Source organism: Pseudomonas sp. BF-R-30 (assembly GCF_019956175.1).
Taxonomy (GTDB): Bacteria; Pseudomonadota; Gammaproteobacteria; order Pseudomonadales; family Pseudomonadaceae; genus Aquipseudomonas; species Aquipseudomonas jessenii.
On record NZ_JAHBDE010000001.1, the window covers coordinates 47,902 to 70,030 of the forward strand.

8 protein-coding genes and 1 pseudogene are annotated in these 22,129 nt (G+C 62.9%); 7 read left to right on the forward strand and 2 right to left on the reverse strand.

The window, feature by feature from the left end:
- The first annotated feature begins 2 nt into the window (after window positions 1-2).
- The 3 genes from KGB20_RS00175 to KGB20_RS00185 all read left to right on the forward strand — a co-directional run bounded on the left by KGB20_RS00175 (window position 3) and on the right by KGB20_RS00185 (window position 16,141).
- A complete protein-coding gene (locus KGB20_RS00175) occupies window positions 3-3,101 on the forward strand; it encodes a non-ribosomal peptide synthetase (RefSeq protein WP_223531636.1) in 3,099 nt (1,032 codons plus the stop codon).
- A complete protein-coding gene (locus KGB20_RS00180; RefSeq protein ID WP_223531638.1) occupies window positions 3,098-14,902 on the forward strand; it encodes a non-ribosomal peptide synthetase in 11,805 nt (3,934 codons plus the stop codon). The genes KGB20_RS00175 and KGB20_RS00180 overlap by 4 nt, the downstream gene beginning before the upstream one ends.
- Before the next feature lie 273 nt (window positions 14,903-15,175).
- Window positions 15,176-16,141 (forward strand): alpha/beta hydrolase, encoded by a 966-nt coding sequence (locus KGB20_RS00185; protein ID WP_223531640.1) that lies wholly within the window; start codon window positions 15,176-15,178, stop codon window positions 16,139-16,141.
- 148 nt (window positions 16,142-16,289) lie between these two features.
- On the opposite strand, the gene KGB20_RS00190 is transcribed toward KGB20_RS00185, so the two are convergent.
- Complete coding sequence (locus tag KGB20_RS00190) at window positions 16,290-16,610, reverse strand: DUF6124 family protein (RefSeq protein WP_223531642.1); 321 nt, start codon at window positions 16,608-16,610, stop codon at window positions 16,290-16,292.
- Window positions 16,611-17,146: 536 nt separating this feature from the next.
- On the opposite strand from KGB20_RS00190, the pseudogene KGB20_RS00195 reads away from it, so the two are divergent.
- The 4 genes and pseudogenes from KGB20_RS00195 to KGB20_RS00210 form a co-directional block, all read left to right on the forward strand.
- Window positions 17,147-17,335, forward strand: a pseudogene (locus KGB20_RS00195) (antitoxin); the annotation flags it as partial.
- 55 nt (window positions 17,336-17,390) lie between these two features.
- The gene (locus KGB20_RS00200; protein ID WP_223531643.1) at window positions 17,391-17,840 is read left to right on the forward strand and encodes a hypothetical protein; all 450 of its coding nucleotides are present in this window, start codon (window positions 17,391-17,393) and stop codon (window positions 17,838-17,840) included.
- Between the two features lie 206 nt (window positions 17,841-18,046).
- Complete coding sequence (locus tag KGB20_RS00205) at window positions 18,047-18,583, forward strand: glyoxalase superfamily protein (RefSeq protein ID WP_223531645.1); 537 nt, start codon at window positions 18,047-18,049, stop codon at window positions 18,581-18,583.
- Between the two features lie 66 nt (window positions 18,584-18,649).
- Window positions 18,650-19,162 carry a PaaI family thioesterase gene (locus KGB20_RS00210; protein WP_102671086.1) on the forward strand — a complete coding sequence of 171 codons (513 nt, stop codon included), beginning with the start codon at window positions 18,650-18,652 and terminating at the stop codon, window positions 19,160-19,162.
- A 427-nt stretch (window positions 19,163-19,589) separates the two neighbouring features.
- On the opposite strand, the gene KGB20_RS00215 is transcribed toward KGB20_RS00210, so the two are convergent.
- Window positions 19,590-22,007, reverse strand: a complete 2,418-nt coding sequence (locus KGB20_RS00215; RefSeq protein WP_223531647.1) for a TonB-dependent siderophore receptor — start codon at window positions 22,005-22,007, stop codon at window positions 19,590-19,592.
- Window positions 22,008-22,129 lie beyond the last annotated feature (122 nt).

The following is a 22,129-nucleotide window of genomic DNA, read 5'->3' on the forward strand; positions in this document are numbered from 1 at the left end:
ACATGAACACCACCGCCCTCGAACCATCGGTAGACGTATTCCAGACTTCGGCCCAGCAGGCCTTTTATTTGCGTGCCCAGGAGCTGGGCGCACGACCGCTGTTCGCCGCGCTGACGTTGCCGGTCGCCCGGCCAGTGGACGCCCAGGTATTGCGCAGGGCACTGGAAACACTCAGTCAGCGCCATGAAATCCTGCGCACGCTGTACCGTCGTCTGCCGGGCATGAAGTGGCCGGTGCAGAGCCTGTGCGATGGGTTGCCGCTCACCCTTCTGGGTAACCAGCCTTCAGTGGCCGATGCCTTGAGCCGCAGCCGTGAAGTCATGGTTGAAGATTCGAATCAGGCGCTGGTGGTGGCGCAGGTTGAAGACGAGGCAGGGCAGCCTTTCATCACCCTGCTGGCCCCGGCATGCAGCATCGACGAGGCATCGCTGCGGGTGCTGGCGAGTGAACTTGGCAGCCTGTTGCGCGGTGAAACCCTGGTCGACGACGAGGACGCGCTGCAATACCTGGACTACAGCGCATGGCAGGAAGAACTGCGCGAAGAGGACATCGGCCACCAGGGCGCGGCGTTCTGGCGCAACCTGCAATCGCAGTTCGTCGTGGCTCATCGCGTGCCGTTCGAAAAAGCCGTCGAAGTCACTCTGGTTCGTCGTCAGGCAACGTTGATTGACGCCCCATGGCTTGCTGGCGTGCAACGGGCCGCTGCTGGAGCAGGCGTTGAGGCAGAGCAATTGGCGCTTTTGCTGTGGACCGCATTCGTTGCACGCATCGGCCACCAGGAAAAGCTGCTGATGGGCTGGCAGGTGGAGGGGCGCAACGAGCAAACCATCGCCACCCTCGGACGCTTCGCCCGGCGTTTGCCGGTGGCCTTCGATCACCGCAGCCAGCAGACACTGGCACAAGCGTTGGTGGCGTTTGCCGCCAGCGTCGAACAGTCGCTGTCGTGGCTCGATTGCCTCAATGAATTCGAACTGAGCGCCGAAGGTACCGCGCCGCTGCGTTACGGCTTCGTCTATCAGGCCGCCATTGAAAGCGCTATCGAGGTGGACGACGGCAACCCCGAAGTCCTTCGCCTGCGTGTGCAGGGCGATCAGTTGCAGTTGTCGTGCCTTGACGGTGCACTGCCCGAATCGATGCTGGTTGAATGGCTGGAGCAGTTTGTCGAGTTCAGTCACCAATTGCTGGACTCGCCCGAAATGACCCTGGCTCAGGCGAATCTGGTCGATGACGCACAACTGACCCGATTGGTCGAAGGCTTCAACCCGAATGCCACCGAGCAGGCATTGCCGTTCCGCTTCCTGCAAGAACTGTTCAGCGAACAGGCGCACCTGCATCCGCAACGCATCGCCCTGAGCGTCAACGGTCAGCGCCTGAGCTATGCCGAACTGGATGCACGCTCCAATCAGGTGGCCAATGCCTTGCGCGGCCAAGGCGTGACACCGGATGAAGTTGTTGCGGTCTACGGCCAGCGCTCCCTGGAAATGGTCATCGCCCTGTTGGGCACGCTCAAGGCTGGCGCTGCGTACTTGCCGCTGGACCCGAACTACCCGATCGAGCGTCTGGCGTTCATGCTCGCCGATACCGGCGCGCGCCATGTGCTGGCCTGCCAAACGCTGCCGGATGCATTGCCCGGTGAGCGGATAATTTCCCTGATGCCGGGGGCCGAAGTCTGGTCCGCCGCGCAAACCCGGCCTGAGCCACAAGGCGACAGCGCCAATCTGGCCTACGTCATCTACACCTCCGGTTCCACCGGAAAACCCAAGGGCGTGATGATCAGCCATGCCAACGCCGTGGCCTCGACCCTGGCGCGCAATGCCTTTTATCGCCAGCCGCTGCGCGGGTTCCTGATGCTCTCGTCATTCTCCTTCGACAGCTCGGTGGCCGGGGTTTTCTGGGCGTTGGGGCAGGGCGCGACCCTGTGCCTGCCGGACGAAGACAGCTACAAGGATCCGGCGCAACTGGCGGCGCTGATCCAGCGCGAAGAGATTTCCCACTACCTGACCTTGCCGTCGTACCACGCACAGATTCTCGAACACCTCGACCGCCAGGCGCTGGCCTGTGTGATCGTCGCCGGCGAAGCCTGCAGCAACGCACTGCTGCAGCGACATCGCGAGGCATTGCCGGGGGTGGCGCTGGTCAACGAATACGGCCCGACCGAGGGCACCGTGTGGTGTTCGGCCTGGGAGTTGCCCCTCAGCGATGATGACGACAGCATCCCCATCGGCCAGCCGATTGCCGGTATGCGCATCCATTTGCTCGGCCCGGACCTGCAACCGGTGGCCGTGGGCGTCGAAGGCGAGTTGTATGTCGGCGGGGCCGGCATTGCCCGAGGCTATCTGCAACGGGCCGCGCTGACGGCCGAGCGTTTTGTCCCCGACCTGTTCGCGAAGGCGGCGGGCCAGCGCCTGTACCGCACCGGCGACCTGGCGCGCTATCGCGCCGATGGCGTGCTGGAGTATCTGGGGCGGGTCGATCACCAGGTGAAAATCCGCGGTTTCCGCATTGAGCTGGGCGAAATCGAGTCGGCCATGCGCAACGCGCCGGGCATCGAGGACGCGGCCGTGATTGCCCGGGAAACCCCGACCGGCCCGCAATTGCTTGGCTTCGTGGTGTCCCCGGCCGACACCGCCGACATCCGCCTCAACGAATTGCGCAGCCACTTGGCCGAGGCACTGCCCGAGCACCTGCAACCGGCGCGCTTGCAGGTGCTGGAGCGCTTCCCGTTGATGCCCAACGGCAAACTCAATCGCCAGGCCTTGCTCGATCTCGATGTGCGCCGCAGCGTCTTCGTGGCGCCGCGCAACGACCTGGAAAAAACCCTGGCGGCGATCTGGGCCGAAGCGCTGCACGTCGAACGCGTCGGCGTGCACGACAACTTTTTCGAACTCGGCGGGCACTCGCTGCTGGCCACACGCATTCGTGCGCGGATTCAGGAAGAACTGAACCTGGCGATCCCGCTCAAGTTGTTTTTCGACGGTGACACCCTGGAACGCCTGGCGGCGCAGATCGAGCAGTTCCGTCAGCACAGTGAACATAAAGAAAACGATGTAGACGCTCTTGAAGCGTTGTTCGACGAAGTGGATGAGGAACACGCGCGATGAGTGCTGCACCGGACAGAATGATGACCCTGGCCCAGCGTTTCTGCGGCTTGAGCGCGGACGCCCGGCGCGCGTTGCAACAGAAGATGCATGACCAGGGGCTGACCCTGGAACTGCTGCCGATCCCGCCACGGGACCGCGCCGTCGACACGCTGCCGGCGTCCTATGCACAGCAGCGCTTGTGGTTCCTCTGGCAGATGCAGCCCCAGGCCACTGCCTACAACCTGACCGGTGCCTTCCGCCTGAGCGGCGAACTCAACCCTGAGGCGCTGGCGCAAACCCTGAGCGCGCTGGTGCAACGTCATGAAGTGTTGCGCACCACCTTTGTCTTCGATGATCAACAAGTGCTGCAAAAGATTCACCCGCAGATGGACACCCCGCTGGTCGAGGCCACGGCGGCCAGCGAGGTCGAACTGCAACGCCAGATCGCTCTCAACGCCGAGCAACCGTTCGACCTGCAGCACGGTCCGTTGATGCGCTGCCGCTTGATCCGCCTCGATACGCAGCAACATGTGCTGGTGCTGACCTTCCACCACATTGTCACCGACGGCGGCTCGCTGCCGATCCTGTTGCAGGAGTTCACGCGGCTCTATGCACAACTGAGCGCCGGGCAGACCCCGCAGCTACCGGAGCTGGGCATTCAGTACGCCGACTTCGCCCGCTGGCAGCGCCTGTGGCTGGAGGCCGGCGAGGCCGAACGCCAGCTCGATTACTGGCGCGTGCAGTTGGGCCGCGAACACCCGCCACTGAACCTGCCGACCGACCGTCGTCGCCCGGCGATCCCGAGCCAACAGGGGGCCAGCGTCGAGCTGGAAATCCCCACTGCGTTGACTGCTCAACTGCGTGAGCTCGCCCGCCGCGAAGGCTGCACCCTGTTCATGGTGCTGATGGCAGCGTTGCAGACACTGTTGCATCGCTACAGCGGCGAGCAGGACATTCGTGTCGGCGTGCCGATTGCCAACCGCACCCGCCAGGACGTGGAAAACCTGCTGGGCTTTTTCGTCAATACCCAGGTGTTGCGCAGCCAGCCACGGGCCGACCAGCCGTTTGGGCAATTGCTGGCCGAGATCAAGGCCGCGGCGCTCGGCGCACAGGCCCATCAGGATTTGCCCTTCGAGCAACTGGTCGATGGCCTGGGCGTGGAACGCAGCCTGAGCCACACGCCGCTGTTCCAGGTGATGTTCAACCACCAGCGCGACAGTGGCGGCCCGCAACGCTGGGACCTGCCGGGGCTGAGCGTCGAACCGCTGATCTGGGATGAGAAAACCACCAAGTTCGACCTGATGCTCGACACCGTCGAAAGCGACGAGGGCATCCATACCTCGTTCGTGTATGCCACCGAGCTGTTCGACGTCTCGACCATCGAGCGTCTTGGCCGGCACTGGCTGAATCTGTTGCAGGCGATTTGCACTGACAGCACGGTTGCCTTGGCGGACCTGTGCATGCTCGACGCCTCCGAGCAGCAGGCCACCTTGCGCGACTGGAATCGCACTGCCGGGTTGAACAGCGATCAGGCGAACCTGTTGTGCGCCCATCAACTGATCGAAGCCCAGGCCGCCGCGCACCCGAACAACATCGCCGTGACCTGCGACGGCGTCACCCTCACTTACGCCGAACTGAACCGACGCGCCAACCGCATCGCCCATTGCCTGCGCGAGCGCGGCGTTGGCCCCGATGTGTTGGTGGGCATCGCCCTGGAGCGTTCGCTGGAGATGATCGTCAGCCTGGTGGCGATCCTCAAGGCCGGTGGCGCCTACGTGCCGCTGGACCCGCAATACCCGCAGGACCGCCTGGCCTACATGCTCGCCGACAGCGGCACGCGCCTGTTACTGACCGATTCCGCGCTGTTGCCGCACCTGCCGTTGAACGAAGGCATTGAAGTGATCTGCCTCGATCACGCCAGCGACTGGCTGTTGGAGGCCAGTGCCGACAACCTGCCGAACCTGACCGCTCCAGCGAACCTGGCCTACGTCATCTACACCTCCGGTTCCACCGGCAAACCCAAAGGCACGCTGCTGCCCCACAGCAACCTGACGCGGCTGTTCAGCGCCACCGAGCACTGGTTCGGTTTCAATGCGCAGGATGTGTGGAGCCTGTTCCACTCCTATGCCTTCGACTTTTCCGTGTGGGAAATCTTTGGCGCGTTGTTCTACGGCGGCAAGCTGGTGGTGGTGCCCCACGCGGTCAGCCGCTCCCCGGAAGACTTCGCCCGCTTGCTCAGTGATGAGGGAGTCACGGTACTCAACCAGACCCCTTCGGCCTTCCGCCAGTTGATGCCATTCGCCTGCGCCAACGCGCCAGACATGGCCCTGCGCTGCGTGGTGTTCGGCGGCGAGGCGCTGGACGTGACCAGCCTGCGTCCGTGGTATGACGCCTTCGACGACCGGCAGCCGTTGCTGATCAATATGTACGGCATCACCGAAACCACCGTGCATGTAACCTACCGGCCGCTGTCCCGCGCCGACCTCGATGGTGCCAATAGCTCGCCGCTGGGGGAGCCGATCGGCGATCTGCGCTGGTACGTGCTCGACCCGCGCCTGAACCCGGTGGCCAAGGGCTGCGTCGGTGAGTTGTACGTCGGCGGTGCCGGCCTTGCCCGCGGTTATCACCAGCGGCCCGATCTGACCGCCACGCGGTTCGTCCCGGACCTGTTCGCCGCCGAGTCGGGCGCGCGCCTGTATCGCACTGGCGATCTGGCGCGTTATTGCGCCGATGGCAGCATCGAGTACGCCGGGCGTATCGACCATCAGGTGAAGATCCGTGGTTTCCGCATCGAACTGGGGGAAATCCAGGATCGTCTGCAAAGCCATCCGGCCATCGAGCAGGCGCTGGTCCTGGCACCGCAGGTCAATGGCAGCCCGCAATTGGTCGCGTGGTTCACCGCGAGCGGCGACGACAGTGATTTGCGCCACTCCCTGCGTGAACATTTGCAGGCCGGTTTGCCGGACTACATGGTGCCGGCGCATCTGATCAAACTCGACCAATGGCCGCTGACCAGTAACGGCAAGCTTGATCGCGCTGCATTGCCCAAGCCCGACGCAACGCTGGCGCAGCAGGCATACACGGCGCCGATGGATGAGCTGCAAACCGAGTTGGCGGCGATCTGGCAAGACGTGCTCAAACTTGAGCGCGTGGGCATCGACGACAACTTCTTCGAACTGGGCGGCGACTCGATCATCTCGATCCAGGTGGTCAGCCGCGCGCGACAGGTCGGGATTCGCATCACCCCGCGGGACCTGTTCCAGCACCAGACCGTGCAGAGCCTGGCGAAGGTCGCGGTACGCAGCGCCGGGTTGGTCATCGACCAGGGGCCGGTGCGTGGCGAGGTGCTGCTGACGCCGATCCAGCACTGGTTCTTCGAGCAAGACATCGAGGCCCGTCACCACTGGAACCAATCGCTGCTGCTGGAACTGCGCGAGCCGCTGGACAGCGACAGCCTGCAACAGGCCTTGGCCGCGCTGGTAGAACATCACGACGCGTTGCGTCTGCGGTTGCGTCAGGTTGACGGCGTCTGGCAACAGGCCCAGGCCGAGCAGTGGAACCGTGCCGAGGTGCTGTGGCAGCGCCAGGCTGCCAATACCGATGAATTGCTGGAACTGTGCAACGCCGCGCAAGCCAGCCTGAATCTGCAGGACGGCCCGCTGTTGCGCGCCTTGCTGGTGGACATGGGCGCGGCGGGTCAGCGCCTGCTGCTGGTGGTGCATCACCTGGCGATGGACGGCGTGTCCTGGCGATTGCTGCTGGAAGATTTGCAAACCGCGTATCAACAAGCGCAGCAAGCTCAACCCCTGCGTCTGCCAGCGAAAACCAGCGCCTACCAGGCCTGGGCCGCTCGCCTGCAAACTCATGCGCAAAGTGCTGCATTGGCCAGCCAAGCCAGTTACTGGCAAGAGCAGTACCGCGACGTGCAGGTGCAACTGCCCGCCGACAACCCCCAAGGCAGCCTGGCCAGCCAGCATGCCGTGAGCGTGGAAACGCTGCTCGACAGCACATTGACCCGGCAACTGCTGCAGGACGCCCCGGCGGCTTACCGCACCCAGGTCAACGACCTGTTGCTGACGGCACTGGCGCGGGTGCTGGGCAACTGGACCGGTCAAACTTCGACGCTGGTGAAACTGGAAGGCCATGGCCGCGAAGACCTGTTCGACGACATCGACCTGACCCGCACCCTGGGCTGGTTCACCTCGATCTTCCCGGTGAAACTCACCCCGGCGGGCGATCTGGCTGCAAGCATCAAAGCGGTCAAGGAACAGCTGCGCGCTGTGCCTGACAAGGGCATCGGTTTCGGCATCCTGCGTTATCTGGCCGACGCCGGTCTTGAGGATCTGCCGTCACCGCAGGTCACCTTCAACTACATGGGCCAGTTCGATGCCAGCTTCGACGAGCAGGCGCCGTGGCGCCCGGCCCGGGAAAGCGGTGGCGCCGAGCAGGGCGCATCGGCTGAACTGGACCGGGGCCTGAGCATCAACGGTCAGGTGTATGCCGGGCAACTGCGCCTGAGCTGGACCTTCAGCGGTGACGTGTTCAACCCGCAGACCGTGCAGCGTCTGGCCGATGCCTATGCCCTGGAGCTGCAACAGCTGATCGAACATTGCCTGAGCGGTGCCGGCGGGTTGACCCCGAGCGACGTGCCACTGGTGCGCGTCGATCAGGCGCAGCTGGATGCCTTGCCGCTGGCGGCCAGCCAGATCGAAGACATCCTGCCGCTGTCGCCGATGCAGCAGGGCATGTTGTTCCACAGCCTGTTCGCCCCGGATGCCGGAGCCTACGTCCCGCAGATGCGCGTGGATGTGCAGGGGCTCGACGTCGAGGCGTTCCGCGATGCCTGGCAGCAGACGCTGCAGCGCCATGAAGTGCTGCGCGCGGCGTTCTTCAGCGAGAGCAATGGCTCGCGGCCGCTGCAAGTGATCCTGGCCGACGCCACGCTGCCGCTGACCGTGCTCGACTGGTGCGATCAACCCAAGGTTACCGAAGCGCTGGATCGGCTGGCCGAGGACGACCGTCTGCGCGGTTTCGACCTGACATTGGCGCCGTTGCTGCGCCTGACCCTGGTGCAGACCGCCGATGACCGCCATCACCTGATCTTCACCAACCACCACATCCTGCTGGACGGCTGGAGCACTTCGCAGTTGTTCGGCGAAGTGCTGCAGCGGTATTGCGGAATCATGCCGGCGCCGAGTGTTGGCGGTTATCGCGATTACATGACTTGGCTGGGCACCCGGGATCGCGCCGCGTGCGAAGCGTTCTGGCTGGAGCAATTGCAGTCGTTCACCGAACCGACGCGACTGGCCGGCGCCTTGCCGGGGCCGGTTGCCGGGCAGGGCGATGCTCATCGCACCCTGCACCTGAGCCTGGACCGCGCGGCCACCGAGCGCCTGAGCGGCTTTACCCGTCAGGCCCGCGTCACGCCCAACACCCTGCTGCAAGCGGCGTGGCTGTTGCTGTTGCAGCGCTACACCGGGCAGCAAACAGTGGCGTTCGGCGCCACGGTGTCGGGGCGTCCAAGCGAATTGCAAGGGATCGAGCAGCAGATCGGTCTGTTCATCAACACCTTGCCGGTGATCGCCACACCGCACCCCGAGCGCACGGTCAGCCAATGGATCGATGAAGTCCAGGCGCTCAACCTCAAGTTGCGCGAAGTCGAATACACACCGCTGGCGGATGTGCAGCGTTGGGCCGGTCACTCTGGCGAGGCGCTGTTCGACACGCTGCTGGTGTTCGAAAACTACCCGGTGGCCCAGGCGCTGGAGGAGGGCAATGCCAGCGCGCTGAAGTTCTCCGGCATCAGCAATCACGACCAGACCAGCTTCCCCTTGGCCATCGCCGCCGAGCTGGGTGAATGCCTGGATTTGCGTTTCAACTACGACACGGCGCTGTTCAGTGCAGAGGCTATCGAAGGTCTGAGCACACGTCTGCTGGCATTGCTCGATGCCATGGTCAGTGAGCCGCAGCAGCCATTGGGGCGCTTGAACCTGCTCGATGCCGCACAAACGGCGCAGCAGATCGAGGGCTTCAACCGCACCGCGCAGGCCTGGCCGGATGTGCGTCCGGTTTACCAGTGCTTCGAAGCCCAGGTGCTGCAAACCCCGGAGGCCCCGGCCCTGGTGTTTGCCGGCCAGACCCTCGGCTATCGCGAACTCAATCGACAGGCCAACCGGCTGGCGCACTACCTGCGCAGCCAGGGCGTCGGCGCCGAAGTGCTGGTGGGCATTGCCGCCGAGCGTTCGCTGGAACTGGTGATCGGCCTGCTGGCGATCATGAAGGCCGGTGGCGCCTACGTGCCGCTGGACCCGGACTACCCGCGCGAACGCCTGGAGCACATGTTCGACGACAGCGGCGTACACCTGCTGCTGACCCAGCGTCATTTGCTTGAGCAGTTGCCGATTCCGCCCGCCACCACGGCGATTTGTCTCGATGACATGGCCGGTTTGCTGGACGGCCTGAGCAACGAAAACCTGCCCTGTGTGGTCGAGCTGCAATCGCTGGCCTACATGATCTACACCTCCGGCTCCACCGGCAAACCCAAGGGCGCGGCCAACCACCATGAGGCCTTGTACAACCGCTTGGCGTGGATGCAGGGCGCGTACCCACTGGATGGGCGCGACACCGTATTGCAGAAAACCCCGTTCAGTTTCGACGTGTCGGTCTGGGAGTTTTTCTGGCCATTGATGACCGGCGCACGCCTGGCCGTGGCCGAGCCGGGTGCCCATCGCGATCCGGCGCAACTGGTCAGCTTGATCGAGCAGTACCAGGTCAGCACCCTGCATTTCGTGCCGTCGATGCTGCAGGCGTTCGTTCAGAGCGAAGGCTTCGAGCGTTGCGCCAGCCTGCGGCAGGTCATGTGCAGCGGCGAAGCCCTGTCGGCGGACTTGCAACACAGCCTGTTCCGCGTGCTGCCCAACGTTGGCCTGTACAACCTGTACGGCCCGACCGAAGCGGCCATCGACGTGACCCACTGGACTTGTGTCGACGACGGCGGCTTCAGCGTGCCGATCGGTCAGCCGATTGCCAACCTGGTGACCTACATCCTCGACGACAGCCTGCAACCGCAAGTGGCGGGCTGCGTTGGTGAGCTGTACCTGGGCGGCATCGGCCTGGCCCGTGGTTATCACAACCGCCCGGAGCTGACCGCCGAACGCTTTGTCACCAGCCCGTTCAGTGAGCAGGGCGAGCGCCTGTACCGCACCGGCGACCTGGCGCGTTACCGCGAGGACGGCGTGATCGAATACGTCGGGCGCATCGACCATCAAGTGAAGATCCGCGGCTTGCGCATCGAGCTGGGGGAAATCGAAGCCTGCCTGCTGGAGCATCTATCGGTGCGCGAGGCCGTGGTGATCGCCCTCGACGTTGGCAAATCCAAGCAACTGGTGGCTTACGTCACAGGTGATGCTGCCGTTGATCCACTCAAGCAACACCTGCGCAACGCGCTGCCCGAGCACATGCAGCCGAGCCACGTGCTGCTGCTCGATCAGTTGCCGGTGACGCCCAACGGCAAGCTCGACCGCCGCGCATTGCCGCAACCGGACCTGCAAGTGCGCGAATACGTTGCGCCGCGCAGTGCCGTGGAATCGACCTTGCAAGCGGTGTGGCAAGAATTGTTCGAAGTGCCGCAGGTGGGCATGCACGACAACTTCTTCGAACTGGGCGGCGACTCCATCGTCTCGATCCAGGTCGTCAGCCGGGCGCGCAAGGCCGGTTTGAGCATTTCACCCAAGGACGTGTTCAGCCATCCGACCCTGGCCGGGCTGGCGACGGTGGCCCAACCGGTCGTGGCGGATGAAGCCGTGCCGGCGCTGGTTGCACCGGCAGCGAAAATCGAGCTGAGTGACGTGCAGTATCAAGCGCTGGAATTGACGGCGGACGAAGTCGAGGACGTCTATCCGCTGTCGCCGATGCAGCAAGGCATGTTGTTCCACTCGGTGCAGGACGGCGATTCGGGGCTGTACGTCAACCAGATCGAAGTAGGCGTGCGCGGCGTTGACGGTACGCGTTTCCGCGAAGCCTGGGCCGATGCCGCCCGGCGTCACGCAATTCTGCGCACTGCATTCCTCTGGGAAGGCGACAAGGAGCCGCTGCAAGTGGTGCGGCGCGATGCGCCTTCGCTGTTGACCGAACTGGACTGGCGCGGGCTCGATGATCAGCCTGAGCGCGTCCGCCAACTGGCCCTCGAGGAGCGCGAACGCGGCTTCTCGTTGAACCGCGCACCGCTGTTGCGCCTGTTGCTGGTGCGCCTGGAAGACGACCGCTATCGCCTGATCTGGACCTACCACCACATCCTCATGGATGGCTGGAGCGTGTCGCGCCTGATCGGTGAAGTGCTGCGCCATTACAGCGGCGAGGAGCACGAGCCGGTGGCCGCCTATCGCGACTACATCGACTGGCTCGGCCAGCAAGTCGCCGAGGCCAGCGAAGCGTTCTGGAAAGAAAAACTCAGTAACCTCGAAGGCGCCACGCACCTGGCCCGCGCACTGCCGGTCAAGGCGCCGCAAACCGGTTATCACGCGATCTATACGCACCTGAGCGCCGGGCAGACCGCGGGTTTGCAGGCCTTTGCCCAGCAACAGCAAGTGACCCTCAACACCCTGGTGCAAGCCGCGTGGTTGCTGCTGTTGCAGCGCTACACCGGCCAGCGCACGGTGACCTTCGGCGCCACGGTGTCCGGGCGCCCGGAAACACTCAACGGCTCGGAGAACATGCTCGGGCTGTTCATCAACACCTTGCCGGTGGTCAACACGGTGCCGACCGAAGCCAGCGTCGGCGACTGGCTGCGGGAGATCCAGGCCTGCAACCTCGACATCCGCGACTTCCAGCAAACCCCGCTCAGTGATATTCAGCGCTGGGCTGGGCAGAGCGGGCAGTCGTTGTTCGACAGCATCATCGTGTTCGAAAACCAGCCGGTGGACCGTACCCTTCGCGAGTGGAACGGCGATTCCCTGCGCTTCGAGGACGTTTCCGATTTCGGCCTGACCAGCTTCGCCATGGACCTGATGGTCAGCCTCGACGAGGGGCTGCGCATCGAGTACATGCACCAGCGCGATCAGTTCGATCTGGCCACCGTGGAAATCCTGCGCAGCCACATGGAAAGCCTGATGCAGCGCTTGTGCGACGACGCCGGGCGCGCCGTCGGTGAGCTGGGCCTGCTGACCCTGGACGAAGGGCGGGCGCTGGACGGCGAACTGCCGGTGGTGGCCGAGGGGGACGAGACGCCCGTGCACGAACTGATCCGTCAGCGTGCGCGACTGCAACCGGATCACACGGCGCTGGTGCTCAGCTATGCCGATCGCGACGCCGAGCAGTTGAGTTATGCCGAGCTGGACCGTCGCTCCGATGCCCTGGCAGTGCATCTGCTGGAGCAAGGCGTGCAGGCCGAAGACGTGATCGGTGTGTTCATGGAGCGCTCGCTGGAGCTGGTGGTGTCGCTGCTGGCGGTGATGAAGTGCGGTGCGGCCTACGTGCCGCTGGACCCGCAATACCCGCAGGAACGCCTGCGCTACATGATGGCCGACAGCGACATGCGCTTGCTGCTGACCCAGGAGCGTCTGTGCGATAGCGCGCAACTCAATCCGGGCACGGCGATGGTCGCAGTGGATCGCTTGAACCTCGACGTCGATGTGGCGGTGCCATCGAGTTCCGTGCACGCCGAGCAACTGGCCTACCTGATCTACACCTCGGGCTCCACCGGCAAGCCGAAAAGCGTCGCCGTCGCCCACGGGCCTTTGAGCATGCACGTGCAAGCCATCGCCGAACTGTACGAGATGGACCCGGACAATCGCGAGCTGCATTTCATGTCGTTCGCCTTCGACGGCGCCCATGAACGCTGGATCACCGCGCTGATCAGCGGCTCGACCCTGGTGATCCGCGACAACAATCTGTGGACCGCCGAGCAGACCCTGGCGGTACTGCACCGCCAGCGCATCAGCGTCGCCTGCTTCCCGCCGGCCTATCTGCTGCAACTGGCCGAACACGCCGAATTGCAGGGCGGCAACCCGCCGCCGGTGCGCATCTATTGCTTCGGTGGCGACGCGGTGCCGGACGCCACGTTCGAGCGGGTCAAGCACACACTCAAGCCGCAGTTCCTGGTCAACGGCTATGGGCCGACGGAAACCGTGGTCACGCCGCTGCTGTGGAAAATCGCCGCCGACGGCCACTGCCAGGCGATGTATGCGCCGATTGGCCAACGCGTCGGCAGCCGCACCCTGCACGTGCTGGACATGGACCTCAACCCGCTGCCGGTGGGCATGGTCGGCGAGCTGTACATCGGCGGACGGGGTGTCGCGCGTGGCTACCATCGTCACCCGTGGCAGAGCGCCGAGCGCTTCGTTGCCGATCCGTTCAGCACCGAAGGCGGGCGCCTGTACCGCACCGGCGACCTGGTGCGCCGTCGCGAGGATGGCGTGTTCGATTACGTCGGGCGTATCGATCACCAGGTCAAGGTGCGCGGCTTCCGCATCGAACTGGGTGAAATCGAAGCCCGCCTGCGGGAGCAGGCCGGGGTCAACGATGCGCTGGTGGTGGTGCGTGACAACGGTCAGGGGCCGCAACTGGTGGGCTATGTGGTAGCGGCGCAAGATGATGGCCTCGGCCCGCGTTGCCAGGCGGCATTGCGCGAGAGCTTGCCCGACTATATGGTGCCGACCCAGGTCGTGGTGCTGCCGCGCTTCCCGTTGACCCCTAACGGCAAGCTCGATCGCAAGGCCTTGCCGGACCCGGCCTTCACCGGCCGTGACTACGTGGCGCCGCGCACGCCGCTGGAATGGGCACTGGCAGACATCTGGCAGCAGGTGCTGGGCATCGAGAAGGTCGGCATTACCGACAACTTCTTCGAGTTGGGTGGCGATTCGCTGCGTACCCTCAAGGTGATCTCGAAAGTGCGCGCGCTGAATGAGCCGGGCTTCCAGCTGAAACTGCGGGACATGATGGCCAAGCCGACGATTGCCGGGTTGTCCGGTGTCGATGAACAGCCGCTGCGACACAGTCCGCAACCGCTGTTGCTGCTTAATCAGGTGGTGAATGATCAGCCGCCGCTGTTCTGCCTGCACGCCGGTTTCGGCACGGTGTTCGACTACGAGCCGTTGGCCCGACGCCTGGATGGCGAGCGCACGGTGTACGGCGTGCAATGCCGGATGCTGCTCGACCGGCAGTGGCACGACAGCTCGCTTTCGCAGATGGCCCAAGATTACGTAGAGGCTATCCGCGCCCGGCAACCCCTGGGGCCGTACCACGTGCTGGGCTGGTCGCTGGGCGGGGCGTTGGCGTTGATGGTGAGTGACTTGTTCGAACAGCAGGGCCAGCGAGTGGCGTTTGTCGGCCTGGTGGACAGCTTTGTGCCAACCCGGGTCAATGCCGTCGCCAGCCCGGATGAGTGGCGCACGGATCTGGCCGAGTTCCTCGGTGCAACCTTGGGCATGGATGGCGAGGTGATTGCCCGGGTGTTGAGTACCGAGTCGACGGGGGACCACGAGGCAGTGGCGCGGATCATTCGTGCGGTGATCGACAGCGAAAGCGATCAGGCCAGCGGGTACGCGCTGCTCGGTGCTGATGAGTTGGCCCAGACGTTCATGGTCAGCACGCGGTTGAAGGCGCTGTCGCGGCAGGTCGAGACCTTGCCGATTCCGCAGGCCGAGCTGCATTGCTGGTGGGCCGATGGCAACCCGACGGCCGAACGCGCGACCCTGGAGCGTCAGCAACCACGGCTGCGCAAGGTGCAAACGGTAACGGCCGGCCACTTCGATATCCTGCAGCAGGAGGAGTGTCTGGACGCCGTGGTGGCGGCGCTTGGCCGGGAGGTGGTGCCGCTGGTCTAAACCGTTCATTCGTGGTCAGGCCCACTTACCAGTGGCGAGGGGGCTTGCCCCCGTTCGGCTGCGAAGCAGTCGCAAACCCGAACAACGCGGTATGTCTGACTAATCTCAAACGCTGGTTCTGGGGCCGCTTCGCGACCCAACGGGGGCAAGCCCCCTCGCCACAGGTTTCTTGTTCGGCCTGGGAGATTCTTCATTGAACAGGATGACGCCCTAATGAACGGTCCTCACGGTTCGTTTACTGGGCGAGCTTTTTATTTTTGGAGACTACCGCCCATGGCACTGCACCCGGACATCGAAGGGTTTCTAGAGCTGGCCGAGTTCGGCCGCCTCAGCGGCAAAAGCCAACCCATGCATGAGCTGAACCCTAGCGAAGCGCGGCAGCAATTCGAACAGACTTCGCAGTTGCTCGATGCGGCGCCAACGGGGGCGTTGACGGTGACGGAGGTCAGCATTGCTGCACGGGATGGGCATTTGCTCAATGCGCGGCTGTACGCCAAACCGCAATCGGACGGCGAGCCGCGCCCGGTGTTGCTGTACTTCCATGGCGGCGGTTACGTGGTGGGCAGCCTCGATTCCCACGACACCCTGTGCCGGCGCCTGGCGCTGGCGGGGGAGTTTGCCGTGTTGTCGGCGGACTATCGCCTGGCGCCGGAACACCGTTTCCCCGCCGCTTACAACGATGCCGAAGACATCACGCGTTGGCTGGCCATCACCGGAGCCAAGGCGCTGGGGCTGGACGCCAGGCGCATTGCGCTGGCGGGGGACAGCGTCGGCGGCAGCCTGGTGGCCTCGCTGTGCATCGCCATCGCCCAGGACCCGTTGGGATGGCCGCTTGTGCCTCGTCTGCAAGTGCTGCTGTACCCGGTGATCGACGCGGTAAAAAAACGCCCGTCCCTCGAGCGATTCGCCGAAGGCTATCTGCTGGAAGCCACCACGCTGGAATGGTTCTACCAGCAATACCAACGCAGTGAAGCGGATCGTGCCGACTGGCGTTTTTCACCGTTGTACGCCGAGTGCGTGCAACGGCTGACGCCGACGGTGTTGTGGTTGGCCGAATACGACCCGTTGCTCGATGAAGGCTTGGCCTGGGCCGAGAAACTGCGTACTGCGGGGCAACCCCTGGTGCTGGAGGTCAAGGCCGGCATGACCCACGACTTTGCGCGCATGGGCGAGATGGTCCAGGAAGTGCCGGGGATGCTGGGGCAACTGGCGGCGCAGATCAGCGAGAGTTTGGCCTGACGCATGGCGTAGTGATCAGCGACGCAATCCCCCCTGTAGGAGCGAGCCTGCTCGCGATAGCGGCAGCACATTCAACATCGATGTGTCTGACACACCGCCATCGCGAGCAGGCTCGCTCCTACAGTTTGTTTTGCGCTGACTCAGATAACTAAGGCGGATCAAGCCGATCCAGCGCCCGATTCACCGCCAGTTCCCCCAACATGATCACCTGCGCAATCCCCAACAGCGCATTGCGGCTTGTCCCTTCCAGATGATCCACCAGATCGTTGGCCATGACATTGGCCGACGCCAGCGACTCACAGGCATGCACCAGCAGGGTTTCGGTACTGAGTTCGGGATTGACGATGAACATCGTGCTGGGTGTGCGCGGGGTGGCCATGATGTTGGGGCCCGGGTTGAGGTGGTGATCGAGGCTTTCGTGCGGGGAGGCCGGGTCGGAGTCCGGCGGATTCGGAGTTACTTTGAACATAGGTGGATTTCCTAATGGGGCCACGACCATTTCGCTACTAAACGAAAGGGTGGCGGCTGTGCGCAAGTTAGTAGACCGGAGAACCCACCAAATCCGGCGCGTCCGAGGACGCCATGCGCACAGCCACCATTGAGTGCAGGCGAGCCTGACTAAATGACGCTTATGCAACCGAGAGTGGGGAGTGCGGGCTACTAAACCCGATCACTGACAATCAGTGACCCGAATCAAGTTACCGATGACCCCCAAGGCGCACAAGCCGGCGGATTCTGGCGTACCTGTAGGCAACGACGCAAGGCGTTGTGGCTTTCACGAAGTAACCTGTAGGCCGATTAAACAAACACTGTCGAGTGGCATTTAACCCGCTGTTTTGCCTTGTCAGAGAGCGTTGAAAACTTCGGAATCGGCCGGAAGAATCCTACGAAAGTTTGCGGTTGGCCGTCGGAAGTCTGGTGTTTACGATCTATCGCGCAATGAACAGCTGGACCGGCAAATGACAGACCACCTTGCCAGCGACGACAGCGATCCCGGAGGTCAATGTGAGCACCGAGCTTTCCACCACCACCCCAAAGTTCGAAACTGACGAACATGCCGCCAGCTATGACTGCTGGTTCCGCTCCAAGGTGCAGGCTTCGCTTAAAAGCCCGTACCCGAACGTCCCGCATGATCAGGTAATGGTTGATATGCGAGCTCTTCTCGAATCAAAGTCTAATGGACGCGGTAGCGGACCACGCAGAATCAAGCCCATCGGCCTTCTGAAAAAAAACCAAGGACGACTCATTGATGGAACTTAAAAAAAACCTCATCAGTTGCCTGATATTCCCTATCGCCCCTGTGGCCGTCATTTTCCTGACCTCCGCCCTGTGCAGGGAAATCTGGACAGAAAACTTCTACACACCCGGTGAGGACGGTGGAGAAGTCGAGCCCACGCTGGCGCTCTTTATCATTCCACTCCTGCTGGTGATTGCCGCGCCGTTGCTGGCTGGGCTGACAACGTTGACTCGATGGGTGGCGCGGCGTTTTGAACCCGGGGCCTGGTGGCGGTGGTTGATGGCGATTCCACGCGTCGTCCTGGCAGCCATTGCGTTGTTTCTGTTTCTGCTTTCGACCGGTTTCCTGATGGGAGATGTGCTCGGTCCTTTCAGATATTGGCAGGTGGCTTGCGCATGGGCAGCCAGCGCGGTGACCGTCGGGGCATTTGTGGTTCAGCAACTTTCACGTCTAAAGGAGTAGTCCTCAGGCCTCGGACAGGGTTCTGCCGAGCCATCTTCCGCATTCCGTATCGGCTATGTATTATCGACCTCGGCCCGATGCTGCCCGCCGCTCGCTCCCGTTGGGAAAGGTGAAAGCGTCTCCTCCTTCTACAAACCCTGTCGCCTCTCTTGACGGTCGAGGTTTGGCAACGCGAGCACCAAAGCATCTCGGCTACAGGAGCAGTCATGTTTTCAATCGAGCAAGCCAAGCAAATGGCCAGGCAGTTGCGCGCCTCGCTGGAGGAACGCAATCAAGTGGTGACCCATTCCACTGCACTGGAACTGGTCGCCCAGCAACTGGGCTACAAGGACTGGAACACCGCGTCAGCGATGCTTGCCCAGGCAAGCACCCCGTCCACGCCTGCTGCAACGTTCGACAAACCCATTCCAATCTTGCGGATGTTCGACGAAGCCAAGGCGCGTGAGTTCTATCTGGATTTCCTGGGCTTTAGCGTCGAGTTCGAGCATCGTTTCGAGGCGGATTTGCCGCTGTACCTGGGCATCAGTCGCGACGGGCTGCAACTGCATCTTTCCGAGCACCACGGCGATGCCAGCCCGGGCTCGACGGTGTTCGTGCCCATGCACAACATCGAACTGCTCAGGGACGAATTGCAGGGCAAGCGCTACGGATACGGACGCCCGGATATTGTTCAGCAGGGCTGGGGCAAGGAGCTGCAAGTCTACGACCCGTTCGGCAACCGGATTCGCTTCTGCCAGTATTGATCAGACGGTGCGGACCAGGGCGACCCGGTCCGTTTTGAACCACCCGGTATTAAGGATGGACACGGTATGACCACGCAGGACATTTCGCTTCAAGACATCGCCGCGCCTGAAGGCGTTTGTTATGGCTGCGGCAGCCAAAACCCGCACGGGCTGCACATCAAGAGCTTCTGGCATGAAGACGGGGTGCATGTCATGGCGCAGCACATGCCGGATGACAAGTACTGCGGCTGGCCGGGTCTGGTTTACGGCGGTTTGATCGCGATGCTGGTCGATTGCCACTCCAACTGGGCAGCGATGGCATATCACTACCGGGCAGAACAGCGCGAGGTGGGCAGCTTGCCCCACATCACCTGCGTCACCGGTAACCTGGGCATCAAGTACATCAAGCCCACCCCGATGGGTGTCCCCCTGACACTGCGTGCAAAAGTCGAAGGCGAGGTCGGGCGCAAAAGTCGGGTTATTTGCGAGGTCTTCGCCGGGGATGTCCTGACCGCTGTCGGGGACTCCACGTTTGTCCGCGTCGATACCGAGCAACTCAGGGCCGCTGCGCAAGCAGAAAACGGAACCGGGCCACTGTAGGAGCGAGCTTGCTCGCGATGGACTCATAGGCGCAGCGTTTAACCAGTAAACACGCGTAATCGTTAACGACCATCGCGAGCAAGCTCGCTCCTACAAGTGGTCGCAGTCAGCCATCAGGACCGCCGCGCAAGCAGCAAACAAAACCGGGTCACTGTAGGAGCGAGCTCGCTCGCGATGGACTCAAGAGCGCAGCGTTTAGCCAGTAAACACGCGTTATTGTTAACGACCATCGCGAGCAAGCTCGCTCCTACAGGTGGAAGCAGTCAGCCATCAGGGGCGCCGCGCAAGCAGAAAACGGAACTGGGCCACTGTAGGAGCGAGCTTGCTCGCGATGGACTCACAGGCGCAGCGTTCAACCAGTAAACACGCGCTATCGTTAACGACCATCGCGAGCGAGCTCGCTCCTACAAGTGAGAGCACTCAGCCATCAGTACTGCGCGCGCAGGCTCAGGGTCACGGTGCGCGGGTCGCCGTAGAAGTTGGTGCCCCAGGAGGCATCGACGCGGTCGTAGTACTTGCGGTCGAACAGGTTGTTGGCGGTCAGTGTCGACGACAGGTGTTCGTTGAACTTGTAGCCGACTTGCGCCGAGGTAACGGCATAGCCGCCTTGTTGGAACTTCACGTCACGCTGGTAGTAGGTGTCGCTGACCACACGCACGCCACCGCCGACGCTGAAGTCCTTGAGCGGGCCGTCGGTGAACTCGTACTTGGTCCACAGGTTGAAGTTGTGCTTGGGCGTGATGGTGCTGAAGGTCTTGCCTTTGTTGGCTTGGTCGCCGTCCAGGAACTTGGTGGAGGTGTAGGCGTAACCGGTGACGATGCTCCAGTTGTCGGTCAGGTTGCCGCTCAACTCGGTTTCCCAACCCTGGCTGCGTGCCTTGCCTTCGGTCATGTAGGCACCGGAGGTGTTGTCGTATTCGGCGCGGTTTTCATCGTAGATGCGAAAGGCGGCGATGCTGGCGTTCAGGCGACCGTCGTAGAATTCGCGCTTGAGGCCGATTTCGTATTGCTTGCCTTCGCGCGGGCCGACCGGCTCGCCGTTTGTGCCGATTTCGCTTTGCGGTTTGAACACGCCGGTGTAGCTGAAGTAGGTCGACAGTTCAGGGGTGATCTTGCCGATGATGGCGCCGTACGGCACGACCTTGCGGTTGATGCTGGTGTGGGCTTCGCCGAAGTTGTTGAAGAAGGCGTTGGCGTTCTTCGCATCGCTTTCGTACCAGGTGACGCGGCTGCCGCCGATGACATCGAGCCAGTCGGTGACGTTGAACTTGGCGCGGGTGTAGACGCCGTACTGATCGGACTTGGACCAGTTGCCGTTGACGTGCGCATAGTCATTGCGGGGAATGTCGATGCTGCCCGGATTCCACACGTTGATCGGGAAGTACTCGCCGCCGCCGTAGGTGAAATCCTTGTCCAGGTGCTGGTACTCGGCCCCCACGGTGAACTCGTGTCGGCGATCGGCGAACTCGAACGGCGTGGTGACAAAGCTGTCGACGCCGACGGTCTTGATGTGGGTGTAGTAGTCGTAGGCCACGGCCCAGCTGTCACCGGTGGCCGGGTCGACCGCGCCGTCGGCCCAGGTGAAGTTACGCTCCGGGGTTTCGGCATCGCGGTAGGTCAGGGTGGTCTTGAACTGACCGCCGTTGTCCAGTTCGTGGTCGAGCTCGGCGAAGGATTCCCAGACTTTTTCGTTGAGGGTGTTCCACTTGGCATCGACGAAGGTCGAGCGCGGCACGTCGAGCAATGAGCCGTCGGCGTAGGCCGGCAGGCCGAAGGCCGGGGTGGAGTTGTTCTTCTGGTAAGCGCCGCCGACCGACAGGGTGGTGGCCGGGTCGAGGTCGAATTCCAGGCGACCGTAGACCATCGGGCGTTCGTTCTGCGCGTAGTCGACGAAAGACTGGTTGTTCTCGTAGGCGGTGATGAAACGACCGCGCACGGTGCCCTGTTCGTTCAACGGGCCGGTGACATCCACCGAAGAACGGTAGCGATCGTAAGAGCCGGCGGCCAGTTCGCCACCGAGGGCGAATTTGCTCAGGGCGCGCTTGCGCACCACGTTGATCGTACCGCCGGGTTCGCCCGCGCCCTGGTACAGGCCCGACGGGCCGCGCAGCACTTCGATGCGGTCGTACATCGCCAGGTCGAAACTGGTGGCCATGTCGCCCTGGCCGGTGGGCTGCGAGACGCCGTCGACCTGCACCTGGTCGACGAGGAAGCCACGCATGTAGACGTCATTGAGGCTGGAGCCGGAGTTGTAGGTCTTGATGGTCACGCCGGTGACCTGACGCATGGCGTCCTGCAGGCTGTTCAGGTTCTGGTCGTCCATGCGCTGGCGCGTGACGACGGACACCGACTGCGGGATGTCCTTGAGCTTGATGTTGCCTTTGCCGATGGTGACTTCATTGGTGGTGTAGGAGTGCGAGCCTTCGGTGGTTGGCCCCAGCGCCACGTCGGTGATGGACGTCGCACCCAGTTGCAATGCACTGGAGTCACCGGCCGATGGCACCAGCGACACGGTGTTGCCATTCAACTGAAAATTGATGCCGCTCCCCAGCAGCAAGGTTTTCAGTGCCTGTTCCGGTTCCATGTTGCCGGACACCGCCGTGGACTTGATGCCGTTGACCATGTCCTGGCTGTAGAGAATCTGCAGGTTGGTCTGCTGGCCCAGTTGGCGCAATGCGCTGGCCAGCGACTGAGCCGGTACATTGACGTTCACCGGGGCTGCCTCGACCTGGGACGTACCCAGCAGCAACAGGGTCAGCAGCGCGCCCGGCACGACCGTTCGGAATTTCTTTTGCCGTTCGATGGCTAACGCCAAGGGTGCGCGGGACAGAGTAAGGCTTTGCATTGCTCGAATCGCTCCAGAATGGTGTGTGCAGTTTTTTAGTTAATGATAATTATTATTAGACGGGCCACTTTGGCTAAACCGGAAAACAAACTTCAAAAAACAATGATTTGCGTGCGGCCACG